At 72.5% G+C, this 11,654-nt stretch carries 10 protein-coding genes and 1 tRNA gene; 4 read left to right on the top strand and 7 right to left on the bottom strand.

The features are described 5' to 3' along the window. Nucleotides 1-21: 21 nt before the first annotated feature. From K7G61_RS04630 to K7G61_RS04605, 6 genes are all read right to left on the bottom strand, one after another. A complete protein-coding gene (locus tag K7G61_RS04630) occupies nt 22-498 on the bottom strand; it encodes a hypothetical protein (RefSeq protein WP_225845296.1) in 477 nt (158 codons plus the stop codon). A gap of 65 nt (nt 499-563) precedes the next feature. Next, nucleotides 564-1,157, bottom strand: a complete 594-nt coding sequence (pth, locus tag K7G61_RS04625) for an aminoacyl-tRNA hydrolase (protein ID WP_225845295.1) — start codon at nt 1,155-1,157, stop codon at nt 564-566. Nucleotides 1,158-1,310: 153 nt separating this feature from the next. Further along, nucleotides 1,311-1,922 carry a 50S ribosomal protein L25/general stress protein Ctc gene (locus tag K7G61_RS04620; RefSeq protein WP_225845294.1) on the bottom strand — a complete coding sequence of 204 codons (612 nt, stop codon included), beginning with the start codon at nt 1,920-1,922 and terminating at the stop codon, nt 1,311-1,313. Nucleotides 1,923-2,137: 215 nt separating this feature from the next. Continuing rightward, entirely contained in the window at nt 2,138-3,115 is a 978-nt protein-coding gene (locus K7G61_RS04615) for a ribose-phosphate diphosphokinase (RefSeq protein ID WP_225845293.1), read from the bottom strand. 139 nt (nt 3,116-3,254) lie between these two features. Continuing rightward, complete coding sequence (glmU, locus tag K7G61_RS04610) at nt 3,255-4,715, bottom strand: bifunctional UDP-N-acetylglucosamine diphosphorylase/glucosamine-1-phosphate N-acetyltransferase GlmU (protein ID WP_225845292.1); 1,461 nt, start codon at nt 4,713-4,715, stop codon at nt 3,255-3,257. Between the two features lie 103 nt (nt 4,716-4,818). Further along, a tRNA-Gln gene (locus tag K7G61_RS04605) sits at nt 4,819-4,890 on the bottom strand. A gap of 238 nt (nt 4,891-5,128) precedes the next feature. Here K7G61_RS04605 and K7G61_RS04600 point away from each other — a divergent pair. Then, complete coding sequence (locus K7G61_RS04600; RefSeq protein WP_225845291.1) at nt 5,129-6,133, top strand: acyl-CoA desaturase; 1,005 nt, start codon at nt 5,129-5,131, stop codon at nt 6,131-6,133. A gap of 94 nt (nt 6,134-6,227) precedes the next feature. Next, nucleotides 6,228-6,830, top strand: coding sequence for a TetR/AcrR family transcriptional regulator (locus K7G61_RS04595; RefSeq protein WP_225845559.1), 603 nt, complete (start codon nt 6,228-6,230; stop codon nt 6,828-6,830). A gap of 228 nt (nt 6,831-7,058) precedes the next feature. On the opposite strand, the gene ppc is transcribed toward K7G61_RS04595, so the two are convergent. Continuing rightward, a complete protein-coding gene (gene ppc, locus K7G61_RS04590; protein WP_225845290.1) occupies nt 7,059-9,797 on the bottom strand; it encodes a phosphoenolpyruvate carboxylase in 2,739 nt (912 codons plus the stop codon). A gap of 266 nt (nt 9,798-10,063) precedes the next feature. Between ppc and K7G61_RS04585 the strand changes: the two genes are divergently transcribed. Continuing rightward, entirely contained in the window at nt 10,064-11,383 is a 1,320-nt protein-coding gene (locus tag K7G61_RS04585) for a sensor histidine kinase (RefSeq protein ID WP_225845289.1), read from the top strand. A 23-nt stretch (nt 11,384-11,406) separates the two neighbouring features. After that, entirely contained in the window at nt 11,407-11,571 is a 165-nt protein-coding gene (locus K7G61_RS04580) for a hypothetical protein (RefSeq protein WP_225845588.1), read from the top strand. Nucleotides 11,572-11,654: the final 83 nt, after the last annotated feature.

The raw sequence follows: 11,654 nt of genomic DNA, 5'->3' as shown, positions 1-11,654 counted from the left end.
CCGTACGGCACCGTACGGCCCCTACAGCGTCAGGAACGCCCCCAGCAGCACCGCCGCCCCCGCGGTGGCCAGCACCCACGCGGGGCGCGCCAGCCGCAGTCCTCCGCCGACGACCACCGCGGCCAGCAGCAGCGCCCCGCCCAGCGGCACCCAGGCGAACAGGATCCCGCCCCAGCCGGAGCGGATCGCCGTCCGCGTACCGGGCTTCATCACCACCTGCACCTTGTCGCCGACGTGGCGGCGCACCGGCAGACTGACGGTCACCTCGGAGCGCGCCGTGCCCGTGCCGTCCTTCGGCGCGAAGGGGCCGGTGCAACTGGTGTCGCCGCAGTCGACCAGGGTCACGGTGCCGCGCTCGCGCCCCTTGGTCAGCATCACGTAGTGCGCGGTCTTCCACGACTCCCATCCTCCGGACACGAGGATCAGCAGCGCGAGCAACGCCAGCCCGAACACGCGGGTACCCCGCACGACCCACGCCGAGGCGCTCCGTTCAGCCATGCGGGCGATCTTTGGCCATCGCACACCGCGGGGTCAACCTGGGGTGCTCGCGTGGGCGGCCCGGGTCAGCCGTTGAACGTGCTCTGCGCCCGCTCCAGACCCTCGGTGATCAGCGCCTCCACGGCGTCGGCGGCCCGGTCGACGAACCACTCCAGCTCCTTGCGCTCGGTGGACGAGAAGTCCTTGAGCACGAAGGCGGCCACGTCCATCCGGCCCGGCGGGCGGCCGATGCCGGCCCGGACCCGCAGGTAGCCGGGGCCCAACGACTTGGTGATCGACTTCAGCCCGTTGTGGCCGTTGTCGCCGCCGCCGAGCTTCAGCCGCAGCGTCCCGTAGTCGATGTCGAGCTCGTCGTGGACGGCGACGATCTGCTCCGTCGGCACCTTGTAGAACTCCTTCAGCGCCGTCACCGGGCCGCCGGACAGGTTCATGTACGACATGGGCTTGGCGAGGATCACCCGGCGGCCGGCGGGCCCGGGCGGGCCGACGCGGCCCTCGACGACCTGCGCCTGCGCCTTCTGGGCGCGCTTGAAGGTGCCGCCCATGCGGCGGGCCAGCAGGTCGGCCACCATGAAGCCGATGTTGTGCCGGTTCCCCGCGTACTCGGGCCCCGGGTTGCCCAGGCCGGCCACCAGCCAGGGGCCTGTGTTGTCGGTCATGACCATCTCCGTGTCCGGGGGATGCGGCTGCGGTGCGGTGCGGCCGCGTCGAGCGGTGCGGTGCGTCCGGCACGCGGCCGCCGCCGCACCCTGGAGGGTACGGCGGCGGCTCGCGGTGCGGCGCGGTGCGCCGCGAAAGGTGCCGGTGAGGGCTCAGCCCTCGGCGCCGGCCTCGGCGGCCGGGGCCTCGCCCTCGGCACCCTCCTCGGCCTCCTCGACGGCCTCGGCCTGCGCGGCCACGACCTGCAGCACGACCGCGTCCTCCTCGACGGCCAGGGTGGTGCCGCGGGGCAGCTCGATGTCCTTGGCCAGGATGGAGGCGCCGGCCTCCAGGCCCTCGACCGAGACGGCGACGGACTCGGGGATGTGGGTGGCCTCGGCCTCGACCGGCAGGGCGCCGAGGATGTGCTCCAGCAGGTTGCCGCCCGGGGCCAGCTCGCCCTCGGTCACGACCGGGACCTCGACGGTGACCTTCTCGCCGCGCTTGACGGCCAGCAGGTCGACGTGCTCCAGGAAGCCCTTGATCGGGTCGCGCTGCACGGCCTTGGGGATGACCAGCTCGGACGAGCCGTCGATCTGCAGGGAGATCAGCACGTTGGGCGTGCGCAGGGCGAGCAGCAGCTCGTGGCCGGGCACGGAGACGTGCTTGGGGTCGGCGCCGTGCCCGTAGATGACGGCGGGGACCTTGTTGGCGCGGCGCACGCGGCGGGCGGCGCCCTTGCCGAACTCGGTGCGCGGCTCGGCGGCGATCTTTACCTCGGCCATGGTGCTCGGAACTCCTCGTGAGGGAAAAGCGGGACTCGGGGTCGCCCGGCCCACACGACGGGCCGTTCCGCATACGAGGACCACATACGAGGAGCGCGTCGATAACGGAGGCGGTCCGGACATGCCGGGGCCTCCCTCGCCGAGCAACGCGGACAGCGTAACCGGCGGGGAGGCCCCGTACCAAAATCAGGCCCCGGGCACGCGGCCCCGGGGCGTCAGTGCGAGTCCTCGAAGAGGCTGGTCACCGAGCCGTCCTCGAACACCTCGCGCACCGCGTTGGCGATGGTCGGGGCCATCGACAGCACGGTGATCTTGTCGAGGTCGGTCTGCGCCGGGGTGGGCAGCGTGTCGGTGAACACGAACTCGCTCACCTTGGAGTTCTTCAGCCGGTCGGCGGCCGGGCCGGAGAGCACGCCGTGCGTGGCGGTCACGATGACGTCCTCGGCGCCGTTGGCGAACAGCGCGTCGGCGGCGGCGCAGATCGTGCCGCCGGTGTCGATCATGTCGTCGACCAGCACGCAGACCCGGCCCTTGACGTCGCCGACGACCTCGTGGACCTTCACCTCGTTGGCGATGTTCGGGTCACGCCGCTTGTGCACGATCGCCAGCGGCGCGCCGAGCCGGTCGCACCACCGGTCGGCCACCCGTACCCGGCCCGCGTCCGGGGAGACCACGGTGAGCTTGGCGCGGTCCACCTTGGCGCCCACGTAGTCGGCCAGGATCGGCAGCGCGAACAGGTGGTCCACCGGCCCGTCGAAGAAGCCCTGGATCTGGTCGGTGTGCAGGTCGACGGTGAGGATACGGTCGGCGCCCGCGGTCTTGAACAGGTCCGCCACCAGCCGCGCCGAGATCGGCTCGCGGCCGCGGTGCTTCTTGTCCTGCCGGGCGTAGCCGTAGAACGGCACGATCACGGTGATGCTCCGCGCGGAGGCCCGCTTCAGAGCGTCGATCATGATGAGCTGTTCCATGACCCACTGGTTGATGGGATTGGTGTGGCTCTGGATCAGGAAGCAGTCCGCCCCGCGGGCCGACTCCTCGAAGCGGACGTAGATCTCGCCGTTGGCGAAGTCGAAAGCGCGGGTGGGCGTGAGTTCCACGCCCAGCTCGCGTGCCACCGCCTCCGCCAGATCGGGGTGGGCGCGGCCGGAGAAGAGCATCAGCTTCCTCTCACCGGTCGTCTTGATCCCGGTCACTGCACCGTCTCCTATGTGTTCGACTGGTGTTCGACACAGCGACGCCCCGAGTCGGGCGTGCTGGCGGAATTGTGTGCACCACACACGGTACGCCCGATCCGGCGCACCTGTGCACCTCGGGACGCCCGTGAGACCACCCTCACTCCGCCTGCGACGTCTCCCCGCGTGCCCGCTCGGCGGCCTGCGCCGCGGCGCTGCCGGGGCGCTTGCGGGCCACCCAGCCCTCGATGTTGCGCTGCTGGCCGCGCGCGACGGCCAGCGAACCGGCCGGTACGTCCTTGGTGATCACCGAGCCGGCCGCGGTGTAGGCGCCGTCGCCGACGTTCACGGGCGCGACGAACATGTTGTCCGAGCCCGTCTTGCAGTAACTGCCGATCGTGGTGTGGTGCTTGGCCTCGCCGTCGTAGTTCACGAAGACGCTGGCCGCGCCGATGTTGGTGTACTCGCCGATGGTGGCGTCGCCCACGTAGCTCAGGTGCGGCACCTTGGTGCCCTCGCCGATGACGGCGTTCTTCATCTCCACGTAGGTGCCGGCCTTGGCCTTGGCGCCCAGCCTGGTGCCGGGGCGCAGGTACGCGAAGGGGCCCACGCTCGCGCCCTCGCCGATCTCGGCCTGGTCGGCGACGGTGTTGGACACCTTCGCGCCGGCCCCGACCGCGGTGTCGGTGAGCGTGCAGTTGGGCCCGACCTGCGCGCCCTCGCCGACCGAGGTGGCGCCGTGCAGCTGGGTGCCCGGGTGGATCACGGCGTCGGGCGCGAAGGTCACGGTGGCGTCGACCCACGTCGTGGCCGGGTCGACGACGGTGACGCCGTCCAGCATGGCCGCGGTCAGCAGCCGGTCGTTGAGCACCCGGCGGGCCTCGGCGAGCTGCACCCGGTTGTTCACGCCCGCGATCTCGCGGTGGTCGGCGGCGGTGTGGGCGCCCACCGCGTGGCCGTCGGCGCGCAGGATCGCCAGGGTGTCGGTGAGGTACTCCTCGCCCTGCGCGTTGTCCGTGGTGACCTTGCCGAGCGCCTGGGCGAGCAGCCCCGCCTCGTAGGCGTACACCCCGGAGTTGATCTCGGTGATCGCGCGCTGCGCCTCGTCGGCGTCCTTCTGCTCGACGATCGCGGTGACCGTGCCGTCGGCGCCGCGCACGATGCGGCCGTAGCCGGTGGGGTCGGGGACCTCGGCGGTCAGGACGGTGACCGCGTTGCGGTCCGCCTCGTGGGCGGCGACCAGGGCGGTCAGGGTGGCGGTGGTGAGCAGCGGGGTGTCCCCGTACGTGACCACGACCGTGCCCCGCTCGGGCAGCGCCACGCCCTGCCGGGCGAGTTCGTCCAGCGCGGTGCGGACCGCGTGGCCGGTGCCGAGCTGCTCGTGCTGGACGGCGGTCCGCGCGTCCGGGTCGATGGCGGCGAGGTGCTCGGCGACCTGCTCGCGGCCGTGGCCGACGACCACGACGAGGTGTTCGGGGTCCAGCGCGCGGGAGGCCGCGACGACATGGCCGACCAGGGAACGGCCGCAGACGGGGTGCAGGACCTTCGGGGTGGCCGACTTCATGCGCGTGCCCTCACCCGCGGCGAGGATGACGACGGCAGCCGGGCGGTTGGGGCTCACGGGGGAGACTCCTCGGCTTCAGGTGTTGGACATCCGCAGCTTACCGAGGGGCCGGGGGCCCGGTGCACCTGCCGCCCGGTTGCCGGCCGGGGGCCGTTCTCCGCTCCGCCGCCAGGACTCGAACCCGGACTTAAGGCACCAAAAGCCCCAGTGCTGCCAATTACACCACGGCGGATCAACCCGGCGTGTCCGGCCCGTTCCCGGGCCCCGGCGGGCTGGACGGCACCATCATGCCGTACGAGTCGGGGTCGCCGCGACGGTGATCCGCCCGGATCCGGGGTAGAACTGCGCTCATGGGCCACGCCCCAGGTGGTCCTGTTGCGCGGCCCGCGCCACTGCAATACTTACGGAGCCGTAGGTTCCGGGCGCAACCGGCCCGACCTGGCCACAACCACTTCCGACAAGGGACAGACATGACCACACAGACGGACGTGATCAAGGAGTCCCGGGAACCCGGGCCCTCGGGCGAGGGGCAGGTGCCGCTCGCCACCAGAGGCGGCGAGAGCAAGCGGTCGATCGAACAGATCACGCTGCTGCTGTTCATCTGCATCCCGTTCCTGGCGCTCGCCGCGGCCGTGCCGCTGGCCTGGGGCCGCGGCCTGAGCTGGCTCGACGTCGGCCTGATGGTCGGCATGTACTTCCTCGGCTGCCACGGCATCACCATCGGCTTCCACCGCTACTTCACCCACGGCTCCTTCAAGGCCAAGCGCCCGCTGCGGATCGCCCTGGCGATCGCCGGCTCGCTGGCCGTCGAGGGCCCGATCGTGCGCTGGGTCGCCGACCACCGCAGGCACCACAAGTTCAGCGACGCCGAGGGCGACCCGCACAGCCCCTGGCGGTACGGCGAGAGCGTCCCCGCCCTGATGAAGGGCCTGTGGTGGGCGCACATGGGCTGGCTGTTCGACGAGGAGCAGACCCCGCAGCAGAAGTACGCGCCCGACCTGATCAAGGACCCGGCCATCCGCCGCATCTCCCGCGACTTCTGGTTCTGGACCATGGTCTCGCTGCTGCTGCCGCCCCTGGTCGGCGGCCTGGTGACCATGTCGTGGTACGGCGCCTTCACCGCCTTCTTCTGGGGCTCCCTGGTCAGGATCGCGCTGCTGCACCACGTGACCTGGTCGATCAACTCCATCTGCCACGCGGTCGGCAAGCGCCCCTTCAAGTCCCGCGACCGCTCCGGCAACGTCTGGTGGCTGGCCGTCCTGTCCTGCGGCGAGTCCTGGCACAACCTGCACCACGCCGACCCCACCTCGGCCCGGCACGGCGTGATGCGCGGCCAGATCGACTCCAGCGCCCGCGTCATCCGCTGGTTCGAGCAGGCCGGCTGGGCGTACGACGTGCGCTGGCCGGACGCCGCGCGGATCGAGTCCCGGCGCACCGACGCCCCGCGTAAAGAGGAAATCAAAGAAGCGGCATGATGGGGATGTGAGCGACCCACGAGACGGCAGGGGAGGCGGCGGCGTCACCGCCGCCGCCGGGGGACCGGCCGCGCGGCGCGGGCGACGGGTCCGGATGACCGGCAAGGAGCGGCGCGAGCAGCTCCTCGACATCGGGCGGACCCTGTTCGCCGAGAGAGGCTTCGAGGGCACCTCGGTGGAGGAGATCGCCCACAAGGCGAGCGTGTCCAAACCCGTCGTCTACGAGCACTTCGGCGGCAAGGAGGGGCTCTACGCGGTCGTCGTCGACCGCGAGATGGGGCGGCTGCTGGACATGGTCACCGGCGCGCTCACCGGCGGCCACCCGCGCGAGCTGCTGGAACAGGCCGCCTTCGCCCTTCTCGACTACATCGAGCAGTACACCGACGGCTTCCGGATCCTGGTCCGCGACTCCCCGGTGGCCCAGTCGACCGGCACCTTCGCCTCGCTGATCAGCGACATCGCCACCCAGGTGGAGGACATCCTGGGCCACGAGTTCAAACAGCGCGGCTTCGACCCCAAGCTCGCCCCGCTGTACGCCCAGGCGCTCGTGGGCATGGTGGCGCTGACCGGCCAGTGGTGGCTCGACGCCCAGCGCCCCAAGAAGGCCGAGGTCGCCGCCCACCTGGTCAACCTCTCCTGGAACGGGCTGTCCGGCCTGGAGACCGAGCCGCGGCTGATCGGGCACCGCAAGAACTGAGGGTTTTCCGTGAGGGGTCGTGGTCTGCGGCGCGGGGGTCTGAAATCGTATATTTACGGGCCTGGCGGCCCACACATACACGGCAGCATTTCAGACCCCCGCTCCTGCGGCCCCTCCCGGTCCGCGAGCCCGACGGCTTCCGGGCCTCCGGGCCCTCCCGGCTCGTAAGCCCGACGGCCCCCGCCCCGCATCTGCGGGAGCGGGGGCCGCGTCGTGCGGTTCGCGGTGTCAGCCCGTGTTGCGCAGGCCCGCGGCCACGCCGTTCACCGTGAGCAGCAGTGCGCGGGACAGCAGCGGGTCGGGCTCCTCACCGCAGGCGGCCGCCTGGCGCTGGCGGGCCAGCAGGCTGACCTGGAGGTAGGAGATCGGGTCGAGGTACTGGTCGCGGATGCGGAAGGTCTGGGCCAGTACCGGGCTGGCGGCGAGGAGTTCGGACTCGCCGGTGATCCGCAGCACCTCGCGCACGGTCAGGTCGTGCTCGGCCTCGATCGCCGCGAAGACGTGCCTGAGCTCCTCGGGCACCAGGGTCTCGACGTAGTGGCGGGCGATCCGCAGATCGGTCTTGGCCAGCGTCATCTCGACGTTGGACAGGAAATTGCGGAAGAAGTGCCACCGGGCGAATGCCTCGTCGATCACCGAGTCGAGCCCGGCCTCGCGGGCGGCCCGCAGCCCGGAGCCCACCCCGTACCAGCCCGGGACGATCTGCCGGGACTGGGTCCAGCCGAACACCCACGGGATCGCCCGAAGGCCGTCCAGGCCGGCCCCGGAGTCCGGGCGGCGCGAGGGGCGCGAGCCCAGGTGCAGTTCGGCGAGCTGGTCGACCGGGGTGGAGGCGAAGAAGTACGCCGGCAGGTCCGGGTCCTCGACCAGGCCCCGGTACGTGCCGTGCGCGGCCTCGGAGACCACGTCCATCATGGCGTCCCACCGGGTCAGCGCCTCGTCGGACTGCCGGGGCGCGGTGTGCAGCGCGGACGCCTGGAGCGTGGCCGCCACCGTCAGCTCCAGGTTCTCCCGGGCCAGCGAGGGGATCAGGTACTTGTCGGAGATCACCTCGCCCTGCTCGGTCACCTTGATCTCGCCCTCCAGCGTGCCCCAGGGCTGGGCGAGGATCGCGGTGTGCGAGGGGCCGCCGCCGCGCCCGACCGTGCCGCCGCGGCCGTGGAAGAGCCGCAGCCGCACCCCGTGCCGGTGCGCGACGTCGCGCAGCCGCCGCTGGGCGCGGTGGATCTCCCACTGCGAGGTGGTGATGCCGCCGAACTTCGAGGAGTCGCTGTAGCCGAGCATGACCTCCTGCACGTCCCCGCGCAGCGACACCAGCCGCCGGTAGGAGGGGTCGGACAGCATCTCGTCCAGCAGCTTGTCGGCGATCCTCAGCTCGTCGGTGGTCTCCAGCAGCGGCACGATGCCGATCTTGGCCACCCCGGCGTGCAGGTCGATCAGCCCGGCCTCGCGGGCCAGCACCGCCGCCGCGAAGACGTCGTCCGAGCCCAGGCACATCGAGATGATGTACGACTCCACCACTTCGGGCCCGAACCGCTCGAACGCCTCGCGCACGCTGTGGAACACCCCGAGCGTCTTGGCGCCCGCCGCGTCCAGCGGGGCCGGCGTCGGCGCCAGCGGGCGGCGCGAGCGCAGCTCCTTGGCGAGCAGCTTGCGCCGGTAGTCGCGCGGCATGTCGGCGTACCGCCAGGACTCCTCGCCCAGCCGGTCGAAGAGCTGCCCCAGGGCGTGGTGGTGGGCCTCGGCGTGCTCGCGCACGTCCATGGTCGCGAGCTGCAGCCCGAAGGCGGACAGCGTGCGGATCGTGCGGTCCATCCGACCGTCGGCGATCAGCCCGCCGCGGTTGGCGCGCAGCGAGTCCTGGATCAGCCGCAGGTCGCGCACCAGGTCGCTGGTGCCCAGGTAGTCGCGGCCCGGAACGTGCGCGGTGCCCTTGGCCAGCCGCTCGCGGGTGTTGACCAGCTTCTGCCGCACACAGGTGGCCTTCAGCCGGTACGGCTCCTCGGCGTTCAGCCGCTTGTAGCGCGGACTGATCTCCGGCAGCGTCACCAGGTCGTCGGACAGGGAGTCCAGCAGCTCCTGGGAGGCCCCGGAGTTGCGGATCGAGTTCGACAGGGCGCCACGCAGGTCGTCGATCGCCTCCAGCGCGTCGGTGATGCCGTGCTCGTGCTGCAGGATCAGCACCTCCAAGGTCACCTCGGGGGTGACGTTGGGGTTGCCGTCGCGGTCGCCGCCGATCCAGGTCCCGAAGGTCAGCGGGCGCGTCTCGGGCGGCAGCGGCACGCCGACCCGCTCCAGTTCGGCCGCCAGGTCCTCCAGCACGTCGCCGACCGCTCCCGCGTGCAGCTCGTCCAGGTAGTAGATCGCGTTGCGGGCCTCGTCGGCCGGCTCCGGGCGGACCACCCGCAGCTCGTCGGTCTGCCAGAGCAGGTCGATGTTCTCGGCCAGCCGCAGGTCGGCCCGCCGCCGGTCGCCGTGACCGGCCTGCCCGTCGGACTCCTCAAGCAGCGCGGCGATCCGGCGCAGCTTGTTCAGCACCGAGCGGCGGGCCGCCTCGGTGGGGTGCGCGGTGAAGACCGGCCGCACGTTGAGGTTCCGCACGGTCTGGCGCACGTGCTCGGGGTCGCCGTCCTTGAGCAGGTCGGCGGTCTGGGCGAGCAGGCCGCCCTCGGCGGCGCGGCGGGCCCGCAGCTCGCGGCCGCGGTGCACCTGCTCGGTCACGTTGGCCAGGTGGAAGTACGTGGAGAAGGCGCGGACCAGCTTGGCGGCGGTCTCCACGTCCGTCTCGCCCAGCAGGGCGGCGGCTGCCTCCCCGTCGCTTCGGGTCAGGGCGCGTACCTTCTCCACGAGGTCGAGGAGGTCCTGGCCCTCCTGCCTCACCAGGGTGCCGCCCAGAAGCTCACCCAGGCGTCGGATGTCGGCTCGCAAGGCGGTACTGCTGTCCGGGGCGGTGTCGGCGCTGCTCACAGGTGCGGCTCCTTGATGCAGTGAAGTGGTCGACGGCATTCGGGCGGCGTACGGGATGTGTACGGTCAGCCGCCGTACGGGCGTACGTCCCGCTCGGGCCCGGACGTGGTGGCGCCCGCGGGTGCGTACCGACGGCGTGCTCGCGGACCGCGCTGTCCGACGGGTCCAGGATAGGTCGGGGGGCTGAACGCGAAACCGGCCGCCCACCTGGCGGACACCCCGACGGGGCGGCGGCGGGCCGGGGCGCACCACTTAGTCTGGACGCCATGAGTACGACGGGGGAGCGCGTACCGGACGGGGCAGGCGGACCACCGCCCCGGTCCGGCTGGTGGTGGTGGCGCAGGCGGCGGAGTTTCTTCCTGGACGCGGCGCTGGCCGCCGTCTCCGCGCTGGAGGCCGCGTTCGAGGGCGCCGACTTCGCGCACAAGACGGGCATCGTGACGGGCGCGGGCGCGCTGCTGGGCCTGCTGGCCGGCGCCTCGCTGATCCTGCGCCGCCGCTGGCCGGTCGCCGTGGTGCTCGTCGGCATCGCGGTCACCCCGGCGCAGATGGCCTTCGTGCTGTCCCTGGTCGGCCTCTACACCCTGGCCGCCTCCGAGGTGCCGCGCCGCATCACCGCCGCCCTGGCCGGCACGAACGGCGTCGGCACCATGGTCGTCGCCTTCATCAGCTTCCAGCACAACCTGGGCGACGACGGCGACGCCACGCGCATGTCGGTGCCGGTCACCGTGATCGTCTCGGTGCTGATGGCGCTCGGCCTGACCGCCCCGCCGGTGCTGCTCGGACTGTACGTACGCGCCAGGCGGCGGCTGGTGGAGAGCCTGCGGGAACGCGCCGACGGCCTGGAGCGCGAGCTGGAGCTGCTCGCGGAGAAGGCGCTGGAGCGCGCCGAACGGGCCCGCGCGGACGAGCGGACCCGGATCGCCCGCGAGATGCACGACGTGGTCGCGCACCGGGTGAGCCTGATGGTGGTGCACGCGGCCGCGCTCAAGGCGGTGGCGCTGAAGGACCCGCACAAGGCGTCGGCGAGCGCGGAGCTGCTCGGCGACATGGGGCGGCAGGCGCTGACCGAGCTGCGGCAGATGCTCGGGGTGCTGCGCACCGCGGCCGAGGGAGCGGCGGCCGGGCCGGCCGCCGCCGGGTCCGCGCCCGCGACCGGGTCCGCCGTCGCCGCCGCGGCCGCGGAGGAGCCCGAAGGCGGCCCCGGCCTGGACCGGCTGGCCGACCTCGTCCAGGAGTCGCAGGCCGCCGGAATGGGCGTCCAGCTCACCGTCGAGGGGGACTCCCGGCCGTGCGCGCGCACGGTCGAGGCCACCGTCTACCGCGTCGTCCAGGAAGCACTGACCAACGTCCACAAGCACGCCGCCGGCGCCAAGGCCCACGTACGGCTGGCCTACCGCGACAACGAGATAGCCGTGCTGGTCACCAACGGCCCCTCCGACGGCACCCCCGCGACCCCTCTGCCCAGCGGCGGGCACGGCCTGCTGGGCATGCGGGAGCGTGTCACGTCCCACGGCGGCGGCTTCGCCGCCGGGCCCACCCCGGAGGGCGGTTTCCGCGTCTCGGCGATGGTGCCGCTGGCCTGACCGGGGTCGGGCGGGCCGAGCCGGTGGAGCCGGCCGGCTGGGCGGGCTTCGCGGACTTGGTGGAGTCGGCCGGCCTGGCGGACGTGGCGGACCTGGTGGAGCCGGCCGGCCTGGCGGACATGGGTGGGCTGCCGGCCTGGCGGACTCCATGGAGCCGGCTGGGCCGGCGGACGTGGGTGGGCCGGTAGAGCCGGACGACGGCGTGACGGGTCGGCCGGCCCGCCCGGATTGACCGTCATGACCGGCCTCGACGGCCCGACCGTCGTGACCG

Source organism: Streptomyces sp. HPF1205 (genome assembly GCF_020400825.1).
Taxonomy (GTDB): domain Bacteria; phylum Actinomycetota; class Actinomycetes; order Streptomycetales; family Streptomycetaceae; genus Actinacidiphila.
This window is presented reverse-complemented; position numbering and strand designations above follow the sequence as displayed.